The 15036-nt window shown below is 59.6% G+C and carries 12 protein-coding genes; 7 read left to right on the top strand and 5 right to left on the bottom strand.

Annotation, left to right across the window (positions count from 1 at the left end; translation table 11 throughout):
- Position 1: 1 nt before the first annotated feature.
- The 3 genes from J2W17_RS21635 (at position 2) to J2W17_RS21625 (ending at position 4324) form a co-directional block, all read left to right on the top strand.
- On the top strand, positions 2-2740 hold the full coding sequence (locus tag J2W17_RS21635) for a LuxR C-terminal-related transcriptional regulator (protein ID WP_307339001.1): 2739 nt from the start codon (positions 2-4) through the stop codon (positions 2738-2740).
- A gap of 86 nt (positions 2741-2826) precedes the next feature.
- On the top strand, positions 2827-3468 hold the full coding sequence (locus tag J2W17_RS21630) for an MBL fold metallo-hydrolase (RefSeq protein ID WP_307338998.1): 642 nt from the start codon (positions 2827-2829) through the stop codon (positions 3466-3468).
- Between the two features lie 115 nt (positions 3469-3583).
- The gene (locus tag J2W17_RS21625) at positions 3584-4324 is read left to right on the top strand and encodes an OmpA family protein (protein ID WP_307338994.1); all 741 of its coding nucleotides are present in this window, start codon (positions 3584-3586) and stop codon (positions 4322-4324) included.
- A gap of 335 nt (positions 4325-4659) precedes the next feature.
- Here the strand turns inward: J2W17_RS21625 and J2W17_RS21620 are convergent, their stop codons facing one another.
- Positions 4660-5094, bottom strand: a complete 435-nt coding sequence (locus tag J2W17_RS21620; protein ID WP_150797344.1) for a YhcB family protein — start codon at positions 5092-5094, stop codon at positions 4660-4662.
- A gap of 144 nt (positions 5095-5238) precedes the next feature.
- Between J2W17_RS21620 and J2W17_RS21615 the strand changes: the two genes are divergently transcribed.
- From J2W17_RS21615 to zapE, 3 genes are all read left to right on the top strand, one after another.
- Positions 5239-5883 carry an alpha/beta hydrolase gene (locus tag J2W17_RS21615; protein WP_307338988.1) on the top strand — a complete coding sequence of 215 codons (645 nt, stop codon included), beginning with the start codon at positions 5239-5241 and terminating at the stop codon, positions 5881-5883.
- 24 nt (positions 5884-5907) lie between these two features.
- The gene (locus J2W17_RS21610; protein WP_307338985.1) at positions 5908-7263 is read left to right on the top strand and encodes a tryptophan--tRNA ligase; all 1356 of its coding nucleotides are present in this window, start codon (positions 5908-5910) and stop codon (positions 7261-7263) included.
- Positions 7264-7353: 90 nt separating this feature from the next.
- Positions 7354-8448 carry a cell division protein ZapE gene (zapE, locus tag J2W17_RS21605; protein WP_307338982.1) on the top strand — a complete coding sequence of 365 codons (1095 nt, stop codon included), beginning with the start codon at positions 7354-7356 and terminating at the stop codon, positions 8446-8448.
- 414 nt (positions 8449-8862) lie between these two features.
- Here the strand turns inward: zapE and J2W17_RS21600 are convergent, their stop codons facing one another.
- From J2W17_RS21600 to J2W17_RS21590, 3 genes are all read right to left on the bottom strand, one after another.
- Positions 8863-10080 carry a hypothetical protein gene (locus J2W17_RS21600; RefSeq protein WP_307338979.1) on the bottom strand — a complete coding sequence of 406 codons (1218 nt, stop codon included), beginning with the start codon at positions 10078-10080 and terminating at the stop codon, positions 8863-8865.
- A 16-nt stretch (positions 10081-10096) separates the two neighbouring features.
- Positions 10097-10984, bottom strand: a complete 888-nt coding sequence (locus J2W17_RS21595) for a nitrilase family protein (protein WP_307339294.1) — start codon at positions 10982-10984, stop codon at positions 10097-10099.
- Positions 10985-11311: 327 nt separating this feature from the next.
- A complete protein-coding gene (locus tag J2W17_RS21590) occupies positions 11312-12208 on the bottom strand; it encodes a GlxA family transcriptional regulator (protein ID WP_307339291.1) in 897 nt (298 codons plus the stop codon).
- 244 nt (positions 12209-12452) lie between these two features.
- On the opposite strand from J2W17_RS21590, the gene J2W17_RS21585 reads away from it, so the two are divergent.
- Positions 12453-13589 (top strand): acyl-CoA dehydrogenase family protein, encoded by a 1137-nt coding sequence (locus J2W17_RS21585; protein WP_307338977.1) that lies wholly within the window; start codon positions 12453-12455, stop codon positions 13587-13589.
- Between the two features lie 199 nt (positions 13590-13788).
- Here J2W17_RS21585 and J2W17_RS21580 read toward each other — a convergent pair whose 3' ends face one another.
- Complete coding sequence (locus J2W17_RS21580) at positions 13789-14829, bottom strand: NADP(H)-dependent aldo-keto reductase (RefSeq protein WP_307338975.1); 1041 nt, start codon at positions 14827-14829, stop codon at positions 13789-13791.
- Positions 14830-15036: the final 207 nt, after the last annotated feature.

The raw sequence follows: 15036 nt of genomic DNA, 5'->3' as shown, positions 1-15036 counted from the left end.
CATGACTGATCTGTCCCCACTCCGAGGCCCAGCAAGCGTCACCGTCGCCGCACTGGACGGGCGCTTTTTTCGGCCGCCGTTGCCTGATGGCCACGTGCTGCGCCCGCGTTTGTGCGAGCGCCTGAGTGCCGGTCTCGGTGGCAGGCTGTTGCTGGTCAGTGCCCCGGCCGGGTTCGGCAAGAGTTCATTGGCCGTGGAGTTCTGTCAGGGGTTGCCGGACCATTGGCAAAGCCTGTGGCTGGGGTTGAGTCCGCGCGACAGCGATCCCGGGCGTTTCCTTGAACGGCTGCTCGAAGGCCTCCAGGATTACTTTCCGCAACTGGGCAGGCAGTCCCTGGGACTGCTGAAAATGCGCCAGCGGCATCAACCCTTCGCCTTCGAAGAATGGCTGGACGGTTTGCTCGACGAGCTGGCCGTGCATTTATCTCCGACGGCGCCGCTGCTCCTGGTACTCGATGATTACCATCTGGCCCAGGGCCCGGTGCTCGATCGCTGCCTGCAGTTTTTCCTCAATCATCTTCCCGACGGCTTGCTGGTGATGGTGACCAGCCGCCAGCGTCCGGACTGGCACCTGGCGCGCCTGCGTCTGTCGCGGCAACTGCTCGAGCTGCATGAGCAAGACCTGCGCCTGACCCACGACGAAGCCTTGACCCTGCTCGATCGACACAGCACCTCCCTGCGCGGCGAAGCGCTGGAGAACCTGATCCTGCGCAGCGAAGGCTGGGTCGCCGGATTGCGCTTCTGGCTGCTGGCGGCTTCCGAAGCGGGCACTGGCGGCGCGTTACCCCAGTCCTTGCATGGTGGGGAAGGGCTGATCCGCGATTACCTGCTCGAAGAGGTCATCGATTGCCTGCCCGCCGAGGTGCAGGCATTCCTTTACGACACCGCGCCTCAGGAGCGTTTTTGCAGCGAGCTGTGCGACGCTGTTCGCGAAGCCCACGACAGCGCCGAAATCCTGCGTTTTCTCTCGGCCCATCAAGTGTTTCTGGTACCGCTGGACGAACAGGGTCACTGGTATCGCTACCACCATTTGTTTTCCGACCTGCTGCGTACGCGGCCTGCCACACCGGCGATGGTACCGGTGGCGAGCCTGCACCTGCGCGCCTGTCGTTGGTTCAACGCCCAGGGATTGCTCGATGAGGCGGTGGAACAAGCGTTGCGCGCCGGGCACCTGGATGTCGCGGCGAACCTGGTGCAAAACCTTTCGGAAGAGCAACTGCTGGCGGAACAGAACGTCGGCATGTTGCTGCGCTGGAAAATGGACTTGCCCGACAGCCTGCTGGTCAGCACGCCACGGCTGATCGTGCTGTACAGCTGGGCGTTGGGACTGGCCTGTCAACTGGACGCCGCCGAGGAGCTGGCCAGTCATTTGAGCCGATTCCTGCCGGCCCCGTCAGCCACGGCGCAAAAATCCATGCTGGCGCAATGGCTGGCCTTGAGCGGAATCATCGCCCGTGGCCGCGGCAATCGCGAGCTGACGTTGCTTTATTGCACCGAAGCCCTGGAGAGCCTTCCCTCCAGACGTTACGGCCAACGCCTGATGTGCCTCTCGACCCTGTCCAACCTGGCCATAGCCGACGGTGACCTGTGGCGTGCACGGGGTTTGAACCGTGATTCTCTGGAGTTGGCGCAACGGGTCGGCAATCCGTTGTTCGAAGCGCTGGCCCACTACGACCGCGCCCGGGTGTTGCAGGCGCGGGGGGAAATCCTGCGTGCACTGGAGGAGGTCCGCCAAGGGCTGCAACGCCTGCTGGGATTATCCTCGCAACGGCTGTTTGCCGTACGTGCCCGCCTGACATTGTATGAAGGTTTCCTGCTGGCCCTGCGCTTGCAGCCACAGACTGCGCGGTTGCGATTGCTGGCGGGTTTGAACGAGGCGCGCGCCTGTCGCGATATCAGCGTGTTGATCGGCCATTGCGTGATCGCAAGGCTCGAAGGCAGCAGCGGTGAATTCGCCAAAGCCTTTGCCGAACTCGCCGAGGCCGAACGCCTGATGCACATCTGGGACGTGCCGCCGATCTACTATCTGGCGATGATCACCCTGGTCAAATGCGAGCTGTGGCTGGCCCAGGGCCGTACCGACCTGGCCGAAGCCTGGCTGACGCGATTGGGCCAGACCTACAACGGCGCACATCCTGCTGCGCCTCCGGAATTCCATCCACATCTGCCACAGCACATTGAATTGCAGCAGGCCTTGCTGGAGGTGATCCAGGGGCAACCGATGCTGGCCGAAGGGCGCTTGAATGCGTTGCTCGAGAATGGTCAACAGACAGGCCGGCAGTTGCTCAGCGTGATGGTGTTGACCCAGAAAACCGATCTGCTCCTGGCGCACAACCGCGAGCCCGAAGCCCGGCAAGCCTTCGCCCAATCCCTGGAAGCGGCCAGTGGCGGGGTCCTGCAACCCTTCGACGGCCTGCTCAACAAATACTCTGACTGGTTACGTGAACAGCTTCAGCGCGGTGAAAAAACGCCGCTTGCACAAAACCTTTCAGAGCGCCTGCCCGCCGTCACTGCGCGTATTGCCCCGGAAACCCTGCCCGCGTGCGAGCAGCTAAGCTCCCGTGAACTGGCCGTCCTGAAGCTCATCGCCCAAGGCTGTTCGAACCAGGAAATCAGCGATCAGCTGTTCATTTCCCTGCACACGGTGAAAACCCATGCCAGTCATATCAACAGCAAGCTGGGGGTGGAACGCAGAACCCAGGCGGTGGCGCGGGCCAAGGCGCTGGGCGTACTGGCCTGACGTATTTTGACGATTCCCGTTGGTGTAAATGGCTTGATGGCCAATTTATGTAAAGATCACCCCATTCCGTTTACCGAGCAGGCCCGATGTCCCAGCAACCAACCCTGATCCGCGAAACCTTCCCCGTCGGCCCGTTGCAGTGCAACTGCACGATCATCGGCGATCCGATCACGAAAAAAGCCATCGTGGTCGATCCGGGGGGCAATCATGAATTGATCCTGGCACGCCTCGATGCCCTGGGCCTGAAGGTGGTCAGCATCATCCACACCCACGCGCACCTGGATCACTTCCTGGCCTCCGGTCAGTTGAAGGAGAAAACCGGCGCGACCCTGCATTTGCACAAGGAAGATCAATTCCTCTGGGACAACCTGGAGATGCAATGCCAGATGTTCAGGGTGCCGTATACGCCGGTGCCGTCGCCTGATCGCTGGTTGGCCGACGATGAAGAACTGGCCTGCGGCTGCGGCGTGGCGTTGCACACGCCGGGGCATACGCCAGGGTCCATGAGCTTCTGGTTTGCCGAGGCTAAATTGCTGATTGCCGGTGACACCTTGTTTCGACGCGGGGTCGGGCGTACGGATTTGTGGGGTGGCGATCAGGCAACCATCGTGCGTTCGATCAAGCAGCGCTTGTATACACTCGATGAAGAAGCGACGGTGGTGACGGGGCATGGTCCTGACACGCGCCTGGGGGATGAGATGCGCGAGAACCCGTTTGTGCGCGCTTGATGTGCATTTGTGCACAGTCCGGGTGGAATTTTTGCCCATAAAAACGATCCAACGCCCGCAAAGGCTGACGCCTTGGTCCGTTGCACCACAGAATGCATAAAATCAGGAGCTATACATGTTCACCAAGCAGCGTTTGATTATTGTCGCTACGGCTGTGGCCTTGCTGTCTGGCTGCGCCTCGCCTAACCCTTACGACAATCAGGGTCAAGCTCAGGGCCAGGCCGACAGTGGTTCCACGGGCATGAGCAAAACCGCCAAATACGGCGGGCTCGGCGCGCTGGCCGGTGCGTTGGCCGGTGCTGCCATCGACCACAACAACCGTGGCAAGGGCGCGCTGATTGGCGCAGCCGTGGTGGGTGCTTCCGCTGCCGGTTACGGTTACTACGCCGACCAACAAGAGAAAAAACTGCGGGCCAGCATGGCCAACACCGGGGTTGAAGTGCAGCGTCAGGGCGATCAGATCAAGCTGATCATGCCGGGGAACATCACCTTCGCCACCGATTCGGCGAATATCGCCTCGAGCTTCTATCAGCCGCTGAACAACCTGGCCGGTTCGCTCAAGGAGTTCAATCAGAACCAGATCGAGATCGTCGGCTACACCGACAGCACCGGCAGCCGCCAGCACAACATGGACCTGTCCCAGCGTCGCGCCCAGAGCGTGGCGACTTACCTGACGTCCCAGGGTGTCAGCGGTACCAACCTGAGCGCCCGTGGCGCCGGTCCGGACAACCCCGTTGCCAGCAACGCCGACGTCAATGGCCGGGCGCAGAACCGTCGGGTCGAGGTCAACCTGAAGGCGATTCCGGGTCAGCAGTATGGCGCCCAGCAGCAAGGCACTGTTCAGCAATACCCGTAATACCTGCATAAACAACTGTGGGAGCGGGCTTGCTCATGAATGGGATGTGTCAGACACCACCATGTCGACTGACACTCCCTCTTCGCGGGCAAGCCCGCTCCCACAGGGCTCGTGGATGACCACTATTTCGTAATCGACTTAAAACCTGTAGGAGCTGGCTTGCCAGCGAAGAACCCCTGACAGCCAGCACAAATATTGGTCCAGAACCAAACCCTGTGGGAGCGAGACCGGCTTGCCGGCGAAAGGGGCCTATCGGGCAACCCAATACCATCTGAAATAAAAAAGCCCTCGGACAATCACTTATCCGAGGGCTTTTTGCGCTGCGCGAAACCTGATTACTTCTTCAGGCCATAATGCTCATCCAGCATACCCGGCGCATTCGGGGCTTTCGGTGCGTAGTCGCGAGGCGGCTCCTGATTGCGCGGTGGCGTCAGGCGTTCCCGTGGAGCCTGCGACGCATCGGCGTGCAGGGCGGCCAGCAAGCGTTGGCGGGTCTGCTCGTCCAGGGCCAGGCGATTGGCACCCTCGGCGAGATGGTCCTGCACTTCCTGATAGCTCGCAGTCAGCTTCTTGACCAGTGTCGCAGTGCTGTTGAAGTGGGTGACCACTTCGTTCTGATAACTGTCGAAACGTTCCTGAACGTCATCCAGCTGACGTTGCGTGCGGTTAGGCGCGGCATTCGGCACCAGGCGAGCGATCAGGAATCCAATGGCGACACCCACAACCAGGGCAAGAGTCGGCAACAACCAAACTAAGAGCGAGTGTTCCACGAGTCCTTCCTCTATAAACGGCTTTGCTTTACGTTAACGGCTCGAACCTGCGCTGTATACCGCGATTCACTCGCAATAGACTGGCACAGACAATTTGCTAGACGAGTCGACCCGATTCGAGGTCACGGAGTTCCTTCCTTGCTTATGCGCGAAACCCCTGTAGTGATTGATGGCCCGGTCGGTCAATTGGAAGCCCTGCTTCTGGAAAACAATAGCCTGGATAATGACCCGCCCCGCGGCCTGGCGCTGATTTGCCACCCGAACCCGGTGCAGGGCGGCACCATGCTCAACAAAGTGGTGTCGACTCTGCAGCGCACTGCCCGCGATGCCGGTTTGATTACCTTGCGTTTCAATTACCGCGGCGTCGGTGCCAGTCAGGGCTCGCACGACATGGGCACCGGGGAAGTCGATGATGCCCAGGCGGTCGCTGCATGGTTGCGGGCGAAACATCCTGATTTACCCTTGACGCTGTTTGGATTCTCCTTCGGCGGATTTGTTGCGGCAAGTCTCGGCGGTCGCCTGGAAGCCCAGGGCGCGCAGCTCAAGCATCTGTTCATGGTGGCGCCGGCAGTCATGCGCCTGGGCGATCAGGATCAACTGCCACAGCAGTGCGCACTGACCCTGATCCAGCCGGAAACCGACGAAGTCATCGATCCGCAGCTGGTCTACGACTGGTCCGGACAACTCGAGCGCCCCCATGAGCTACTGAAAGTGGCAGAATGCGGACACTTTTTTCATGGCAAGCTGACCGATCTCAAGGATCTGATCCTGCCGCGTCTTTCGAATTGATTGCAGTCTGACAAGCGATTACCCATGACGACTCGTACCCGTATCCTCACCGGCATCACCACCACCGGCACGCCGCACCTGGGCAACTATGCCGGCGCCATCCGCCCGGCGATCCTGGCCAGCCGCGACAGCAATGCCGATTCGTTCTACTTCCTGGCCGACTACCACGCCCTGATCAAATGCGATGACCCGCTGCGCATCCAGCGCTCGCGCCTGGAAATCGCCGCGACCTGGCTGGCCGGTGGCCTGGACGTGGACCGCGTGACCTTCTATCGCCAGTCCGACATCCCGGAAATTCCCGAGCTGACCTGGCTGCTGACCTGCGTCGCCGCCAAGGGCCTGCTTAACCGCGCCCATGCCTACAAGGCCTCGGTGGACAAGAACGTCGAGACCGGCGAAGACCCGGATGCCGGCATCACCATGGGCCTGTACAGCTACCCCGTGTTGATGGCGGCGGACATTCTGATGTTCAACGCGCACAAGGTGCCGGTCGGTCGTGACCAGATCCAGCACGTGGAAATGGCCCGGGACATCGGCCAGCGCTTCAACCACCTGTTTGGCCAGGGCAAAGAATACTTCACCATGCCCGAGGCGCTGATCGAAGAAAGCGTCGCCACGCTGCCTGGCCTCGACGGTCGCAAGATGTCGAAGAGCTACGACAACACCATCCCGTTGTTCAGCAGCGCCAAGGACATGAAGGACGCGATCTCGCGTATCGTCACCGACTCCCGCGCGCCGGGTGAAGCGAAAGATCCGGATAATTCGCACCTGTTCACCTTGTTCCAGGCCTTCGCCACCCCGGCGCAGTCCGCCGAATTCCGCAGCGAACTGTTGCAGGGCCTGGGCTGGGGCGAGGCGAAGAATCGCCTGTTCCAGCTGCTGGACAGCGAACTGGGTGAGTCCCGCGAGCGTTATCACCAGCTGATCGAACGGCCGGCGGATCTGGAAGACATCCTGCAGATCGGTGCGAAAAAGGCCCGTTCGGTCGCGACGCCGTTCCTCCATGAGCTGCGTGAAGCGGTTGGCCTGCGCTCTTTCGTCGCCCAGACCCAAGTCGCAGCGACCACCAAGAAGAAAGCCGCGAAAGCCGCGCGTTTCGTCAGTTTTCGCGAAGAAGACAGCAGTTTCCGTTTCCGTCTGCTGGCGGCCGATGGCGAGCAATTGCTGCTGTCGCGCAACTTCGCCGACGGCAAAACCGCGGGTCAGGTGACCAAGCAGTTGCAAGCGGGTCAGCCGTTGGACGTACGCAGTGAAGACCGCAGCTTCAGCGTCTGGCTGGAAGGCGAGTGCGTGGCCGACAGCCCGACATTTGCCGACAACACCGCTCGCGACGTCGCCATCGACGCCTTGCGGGTTGCGCTGACACCCGTTCAGGAATAATCAACGGCTCTGCCCGACCAAGGGTTGATTGCCATTCCCCCGGGCCGTCGCTACAGTGACGGCCCGTTTTTGTTACCTTGCTAACGAATTATGACGCCCCTAGAACGATATCAAGCTGATCTGAAACGCCCGGAATTCTTCCATGACGCCGCGCAGGAAACTGCCGTGCGCCATTTGCAGCGCCTTTACGACGACCTGGTCGCTGCGTCGAACAACAAACCGGGTCTGCTCGGCAAACTGTTTGGCAAGAAAGATCAGGCACCGGTCAAAGGCCTGTACTTTTGGGGCGGCGTCGGTCGCGGCAAGACTTACCTGGTCGACACCTTCTTCGAAGCGTTGCCGTTCAAGGAAAAGACCCGCACTCACTTCCACCGCTTCATGAAGCGCGTGCATGAAGAGATGAAGACCCTGGGCGGAGAAAAAAACCCGCTGACCATCATCGCCAGGCGTTTTTCCGACGAGTCGCGAGTGATTTGTTTCGACGAGTTCTTCGTCTCCGACATCACCGACGCGATGATCCTCGGCACGCTGATGGAAGAGCTGTTCAAGAACGGCGTGACCCTGGTCGCGACGTCGAACATCGTGCCGGACGGCCTGTACAAGGATGGCTTGCAGCGTGCGCGTTTCCTGCCGGCCATTGCGTTGATCAAGCAAAACACCGACATCGTCAACGTCGACAGCGGCGTCGATTACCGCCTGCGCCACCTCGAGCAAGCGGAACTGTTCCACTTTCCGCTGGATGAAGCGGCCCAGGAAAGCCTGCGCAAGAGCTTCCGGGCCTTGACGCCGGAATGCACGGCAGCGGTCGAGAACGACGTGCTGGTGATCGAGAACCGTGAAATCCGCGCCGTGCGCACCTGCGACGACGTGGCCTGGTTCGACTTCCGCGAACTCTGCGACGGCCCGCGTAGCCAGAACGATTACATCGAACTGGGTAAAATCTTCCACGCGGTGTTGCTCAGCAATGTCGAGCAGATGAGCGTCACCACCGACGACATCGCCCGACGCTTCATCAACATGGTCGACGAGTTCTACGACCGTAACGTGAAGTTGATCATTTCTGCCGAAGTCGAGCTCAAAGACCTCTACACCGGCGGTCGCCTGAACTTCGAGTTCCAGCGTACCCTCAGCCGCCTGCTGGAAATGCAGTCTCACGAATTCCTGTCCCGGGCACACAAGCCCTAGGACGATTCGTAAAAAAAAATGGCCTGCAAATGCAGGCCTTTTTTTTGTGTTCAAACTTCTGACACACCGCATACCCTGTGGGAGCGAGCTTGCTCGCGATAGCGGTGTGTCAGTCACATCGTTGCTGGATGTGCCGTCGTCGTCGCGAGCGAGCTCGCTTGTATGTTTGGACTTGAGGGGGGGCGGGACTAAAAGCCCGATTCCGACTCTGACCAGTACGGACCGTGGGACCCACCGGGTTTCGCCGCTGACTGCCGGGACAACGCCTGCGCCGACATGGCTGGCTTGCATGCTCACAGTGCCGCCTAGTGCCGCCTAGTGCCGCGATGGCCAGTTTGGGCAGATCCATGATTTACCTCGCTTGTTGATGACGAAAGCAGGCCGGACTCGTAAGTCCAGCCTGATGGCAGGGTTTCAGTCGGCTATCAGCAGTCCGATGATCGGAATGATCAGCAGGGTGCTGATAGCCATGGAGAGAACATTAGCGATGTAAGGGTGCATATCGCCCGGCACCCGTTTGGCAAGGGCGCATGCCAATGGTGGGGCGATCAGGGCGCCCAACAGGGCGCTCGACGTTATGACTTGCCAACTGCCGCCATAGGTCAGAACCGCCGCGGGTACAACCGACACCAGCGGAACGTAGGTGGGATACCAGCCGAGCCGCCTCCATTGGCGACGCCATATCACCACGCCCAAGGCGGACGTCAGCGCCTGCGCCCCGATGAGTTGCGGCAGCAAGCCTGAGCCGTAAGCGGGACTCATGGGATTCAAGGAATAGGCCAGCAGTACACCCAGCAACAGACCGATGCTGGCCAGCTCATTACCGAAGAACGGCGCTTCCGAAAAATCCGCCAATACCCGGCGCAGGCTCCAGATGATTCCGTAGTCGGTGGTTTTACTCTGGGCTGGTTCAACTTCAGGCGCGGGTGATTTCCTGGGCTGGGTGGTCGGGGCGGGCTTCACCAGGTTGGGCACGAAACGGCACAGTAGAAACGCCAGGACGCTGGCAACCGCCATCCCGGAGACATTGCCGATCACTACGGGTAAGCCCAGTGGGTTACAGATGTAGTTGACGATGAGCAAACACATCGGAGTGACGAGCACGGCGCCCATGATTGCGCCATTGATCGTCACCTTCCAGCCGCCGCCAAACATCAGCACCATCGCTGCCGGTAACGAAACAAACGCTGCAAATGTGGGTTGCCAGCTGTTGGCCGTGACCGTCCAGCCCCACAACAGATTGCTCAGCAGCAATCCAAGCAGCGAACTGGTGACTAACCACGGCCATAATCCGCTGCCATAGGAAATGGCAAAGCCTTGCCATACTTTTCCCCTTCGATTGGCCCAGTAGGCCAGGTAAGCTCCAGCCAGCAGCCCGATCGAAGCGAACTCGTGTTTGTAGAATGCAACCTCGCTGATGTCTCCCAATATCCAGCGCAACCAGGCACTCGGATCGGGGAGGTTCGACACCATGTGGTTATAGTCGGGCCAATGGGCAGACCATGATGAGCGGTTGGTGAATGAAAGCCAGGTAATCAGCAGTCCGGTGCCGATCACCAGCAGGATAATCGAAGTATCAAGCTTCTTGCTGGCGAGCGGATTCAGCCGATGGGTATCGGTGGTGGGTTCCATGGTTGGGCCTCCCCATTCAGCGTGGGAGGGCAGGGTGTTGGATGTAACCGAGCATCTGATCGTACAGATCGGTGCGTCGGTCACGATGCAGATCGTTCAGGCTGTTCCAGATGGGGGCACTGCGGGCGCTGGTCAGGTCAATATCGGCAAACAGGATTTCTTGTTTGTCTGCCGATGCCACTTCGCCAATCGGCCAACCATTGGTGCCGGCAATCAACGAGCAACCCAGGTACCGGGCACCTCGTTCTTCGCCGATCCGGCTGGCGGCTGCAATAAACACATTGTTGACGTGAGCGGCCGTCATCGTCAGGTATGAAGCCATGCATTTGCCGGCGTCATCGAACAGTGGCGCAGGTGTCCACACCCAGTTGTTCAGGCTGCAAATGATGTCCGCGCCTTGTTGACTGAGAATCCGCGGTACCTCCGGGAACCAGATGTCCCAGCAGATCAACAACCCGATGCGGCCGATGGGCGTATCAAACACCGGGAAGCCCAGGTCGCCTGGCGTGAACCACAGCTTTTCAAGGTTCCATAAATGGACCTTGCGGTACTTCCCGATAAAGCCGTCCGGACCTACCAGAACAGCGGTATTGAAGAGTCGCATACCGTCGCGTTCGGTCAGCCCCGCAACCAGGTAAACCTTGTGTTTGCCAGCGAAGTCCACCCAGCTTTGCACGCACGGCCCGCCGGGAACCGCTTCGGAATGGTCGAAAGCGTCCTGCCGGCTGGTGAAGAAATAGCCTGTACTGGAAAGCTCGGGTAGCACGATGAGATTTGCACCACCGTTGACGGCCTCCAGCGCCAATTCCAGGCAGCGGCACTGATTTCCTTCCCGGTTTTTCATGCCGACTTGTGGATCGAATTGCACGACTGCTACACGAACAGGACTTGTTGACTCGCTCATACGGGTGACCTCGTTTTTATTGTTCTTCAACCTTTTAATCGCGCTTTTATTAGGCGTTGAAGATACAAATGCACGAAAGTCGGCCCTTTCCTTTTCGGTTGTAGTACGCATCCTAAGATGGTGGCGAAGGGGGACGGATCTGGCTGGAATAGATTTATTCGCTGTCGTCGTTTCTTTTTGGTACACCACAGGGGCGTACAAAAATCCCGAATATGGCAGAGATCCAATGTGAGCGAGCCTGCTCGCGAATGCGGACTGACATCTGGCATTGATGTCGACTGATATGCCGCCTTCGCTGGCAAGCCAGCTCCTACAGGGTTCGATAGTTTACGCCGCTTGCTGAAACTGCTGCCGATACTGGTTCGGCGACAACTCCGTGTGCTGGCGGAACAGCCGTGCGAAGAAACTTGCATCGTCGTAGCCCACCTCATAACTGATGGTCTTGATGCTCTTGCGGCTGCCGGACAGCAGGCCCTTGGCGGTTTCGATGCGCAGGCGTTGCAGGTAGTGCAGCGGTTTGTCGCCGGTGGCGGTCTGGAAGCGGCGCATGAAGTTGCGGATGCTCATGCCGTGTTCGCGGGCGACGTCTTCGAAGCGGAATTTGTCGGCGAAGTGATCTTCGAGCCAGTGCTGGATCTGCAGGATGATCACGTCCTGGTGCAGTTTCTGCCCGCCGAAACCGATGCGTCCCGGCGCGTAGCTGCGCTGCACTTCATAGAGAATGTCGCGGGCCACGGCCTGGGCCACATTGGCGCCACAAAAGCGCTCGATCAGGTAAATGTAGAGATCGCAGGCCGAGGTGGTGCCACCGGCGCAATACAGATTGTCGGCGTCGGTCAGGTGCTTGTCCTGATTGAGCTGCACCTGCGGGAAGCGCTCGGCAAAGGCGTTGAAAAACCGCCAGTAGGTGGTCGCTTCCTTGCCATCGAGCAAGCCGGCTTCGGCGAGCCAGAAGACGCCGGTGGCCTCGCCACACAGTACCGCGCCCCGGGCATGTTGCTGGCGCAGCCACGGCAGGACCTGTGGATAACGTTGGCACAGGGTTTCGAAATCGTCCCAGAACGCTGGAAGGATGATGACGTCGGCATTTTCCAGGCCGCCGTCCACCGGCATGATCACGTCGCTGAAGCTGTTCACCGGTTTGCCGTCGGGACTGACCAGCCGCGTTTCGAACGCCGGCGTCAGGCCGTGGCCCAGTTGTTTGCCATAGCGCAGGCTGGCCAGGTGGAAGAAATCCTTGGCTTGCATGAGGGTGGAAGCGAACACCCGGTCGATAGCCAGGATGCTGACGCGCCGTAAAGGCGTGGAGGCTCGGTTAGACATAATTCAACTTTATTCTTATAGGGGAAAGTGGTCACCAGACGGCTGGATCGTCTTATTTTTTGTCGGATGTGTCCAGTGTCCTGTCTCGCTGCCGAGGCTTAGTCTCTGAAGGACCACTCCTTCCACCAATAACGACAGGTGCCGCATGATCCCCAGAACCTTGTTCAGTCCCGAGCACGAACTGTTTCGCGACAGCGTGCGGACCTTCCTCGAAAAAGAGGCCGTGCCGTTTCATGGGCAATGGGAAAAACAAGGCTACATCGACCGTAAACTCTGGAACAAGGCGGGGGAGGCGGGGATGCTGTGTTCGCATCTGCCGGAAGAATATGGCGGGCTGGGGGCGGACTTTCTGTACAGCGCGGTGGTGATCGAAGAGGTGGGGCGCCTGGGCCTGACCGGGATCGGTTTTTCTCTTCATTCGGACATTGTTGCGCCCTATATCCTGCATTACGGCAGTGAAGCGCTGAAGCATAAATACCTGCCGAAACTGGTGTCCGGCGAAATGGTCACCGCCATTGCCATGACCGAACCGGGTGCCGGCTCCGATCTGCAAGGGGTAAAGACCACCGCGGTGCTGGACGGCGATGACTATGTGATCAACGGCTCGAAAACCTTTATCACCAATGGCTATCTGGCGGACCTGGTGATTGTTGTGGCCAAGACCGATCCGAAGGCCGGCGCGAAGGGCACCAGCCTGTTTCTGGTCGAGGCGAATACACCGGGTTTCGACAAGGGCAAGCGCCTGGAAAAAGTCGGCATGAAGGCTCAGGACACCTCGGAACTGTTTTTCCAGGACGTGCGGGTGCCCAAGGAAAACCTGCTGGGGCAAGCGGGGATGGGTTTTGCCTACCTGATGCAGGAGCTGCCACAGGAACGGCTTACCGTTGCCATCGGCGGATTGGCCTCGGCTGAGGCTGCGCTGCAATGGACGTTGGACTATACCCGTGAGCGCAAGGCATTCGGCAAGGCGATCGCCGACTTCCAGAACACGCGTTTCAAGCTGGCGGAGATGGCCACCGAGATCCAGATAGGCCGGGTGTTCGTCGATAAATGCCTGGAACTGCACCTGCAAGGCAAGCTCGACGTGCCGACGGCGGCGATGGCCAAGTACTGGGGCACCGACCTGCAATGCAAGGTGCTCGACGAGTGCGTGCAGTTGCATGGCGGTTACGGGTTCATGTGGGAATACCCGATCGCCCGGGCGTGGGCGGATGCGCGGGTGCAGCGGATTTATGCCGGGACGAATGAGATCATGAAGGAGATTATTGCGCGGTCGCTTTGATGGTGGTGAATTCGAGATCGCCTTCGCGAGCAAGCCCGCTCCCACAGTTGATTGGCGTAGATTCACACATTTGTGATCGACACAGAACCCTTGTAGGAGCGAGCTTGCTCGCGAAGGTCGTCAACGATAACGCTGGAAGCCTGACACCCCGTGGCGCCCTCAGGTTTTTCGCGAGCAAGCTCGCTCCTACAGGTGGTGGTTATGGTGCAGGATTCGGGTGATCCTTGTGAATCGCCTCGATTCCCGCCAGCACTTCATCGGAAAGTTTCAGCTCGAAGCTGGCGATATTGCTGTCGAGCTGCTCCAGCGTCGTCGCCCCAATGATGTTGCTGGTCACGAACGGTTGCTGCGTCACGAATGCCAACGCCATTTGCGCCGGGTCCAGCCCGTGTTCACGGGCCAGTGCCACATACCGGCTGCACGCCGCTTCCGATTGCGGATTGAAATAGCGGCTGAAGCGGCTGTAGAGGCTCAGGCGGCCTTTGGGCGGACGTGCGCCACCTTCGTACTTGCCCGACAGAAAACCGAACGCCAGCGGTGAATAGGCCAGCAACCCGCACTGTTCGCGGATGGCAATTTCCGCCAGGCCGATCTCGAAGCTGCGGTTGAGCAGGTTGTAGGGGTTCTGGATCGACACCGCTCGCGGCCAGCCACGGGCTTCGGCCAGGGCAAGGAAACGCATGGTGCCCCAAGGCGTTTCATTGGACAGGCCGATGTGGCGGATCTTGCCGGCCCTGACCTGTTCGTCCAGGGCTTCCAGGGTGTCTTCCAGCGGCGTGAGGTTGGCTTCGGTCTGGTGCTTGTAACCCAGCTGGCCGAAGAAGTTGGTGCTGCGCTCCGGCCAGTGCAACTGATACAGGTCGATATAGTCCGTCTGCAGGCGCTTGAGGCTGCCATCGACGGCTTCGGTGATGTGCTGGCGGTTGTGCCGCAGGTTTTTGTCGCGGATATAGTCGATGGTATTGCCGGGGCCGGCGATCTTGCTGGCGAGGATCCAGTCCGCGCGATCGCCGCGGCTCTTGAAGTAATTGCCGATGTAGCGTTCGGTGGTGGCGTAGGTTTCGGCCTTGGGCGGCACCGGGTACATCTCGGCGGTGTCGATGAAATTGATCCCGGCGCCTTTGGCCCGTTCAATCTGGGCGAAGGCTTCAGCTTCGCTGTTTTGCTCGCCCCAGGTCATGGTGCCGAGGCAGATTGCACTCACGTTCAGATTGGTTCGGCCTAGCTGGCGATAGTCCATCGGGTGCTCCTTGGGCAAAAGAATCATAAAAGCAGGTTGAATTATTTTTCGCAATCTGCATAATTGCGCACCTCTTTCTGCAGTGGAAGTGATGCGCCGCCGCCGAAGAATCTTGCCGTTGAACGGACGCGCCGACCCGAGCCCCCGAAAGCGTCTGTATCCGGCTGCCTTTGACTTGTCAAAGTACGCACTATTCAGTAAGATCCG

It is taken from the genome of Pseudomonas lini (assembly GCF_030812475.1).
Taxonomy (GTDB): Bacteria; Pseudomonadota; Gammaproteobacteria; order Pseudomonadales; family Pseudomonadaceae; genus Aquipseudomonas; species Aquipseudomonas lini_A.
This window is presented reverse-complemented; position numbering and strand designations above follow the sequence as displayed.

Bases quoted from the DNA above. Each gene is read 5' to 3' on its own strand.
- J2W17_RS21635 (WP_307339001.1), top strand. From the start codon at position 2: ATGACTGATCTGTCCCCACTCCGAGGCCCAGCAAGCGTCACCGTCGCC.
- J2W17_RS21610 (WP_307338985.1), top strand. From the start codon at position 5,908: ATGACGACTCGTACCCGTATCCTCACCGGCATCACCACCACCGGCACG.
- J2W17_RS21585 (WP_307338977.1), top strand. From the start codon at position 12,453: ATGATCCCCAGAACCTTGTTCAGTCCCGAGCACGAACTGTTTCGCGAC.
- J2W17_RS21600 (WP_307338979.1), bottom strand. From the start codon at position 10,080: ATGGAACCCACCACCGATACCCATCGGCTGAATCCGCTCGCCAGCAAG.
- J2W17_RS21625 (WP_307338994.1), top strand. From the start codon at position 3,584: ATGTTCACCAAGCAGCGTTTGATTATTGTCGCTACGGCTGTGGCCTTG.
- J2W17_RS21595 (WP_307339294.1), bottom strand. From the start codon at position 10,984: ATGAGCGAGTCAACAAGTCCTGTTCGTGTAGCAGTCGTGCAATTCGAT.
- J2W17_RS21615 (WP_307338988.1), top strand. From the start codon at position 5,239: ATGCGCGAAACCCCTGTAGTGATTGATGGCCCGGTCGGTCAATTGGAA.
- J2W17_RS21580 (WP_307338975.1), bottom strand. From the start codon at position 14,829: ATGGACTATCGCCAGCTAGGCCGAACCAATCTGAACGTGAGTGCAATC.
- zapE (WP_307338982.1), top strand. From the start codon at position 7,354: ATGACGCCCCTAGAACGATATCAAGCTGATCTGAAACGCCCGGAATTC.
- J2W17_RS21630 (WP_307338998.1), top strand. From the start codon at position 2,827: ATGTCCCAGCAACCAACCCTGATCCGCGAAACCTTCCCCGTCGGCCCG.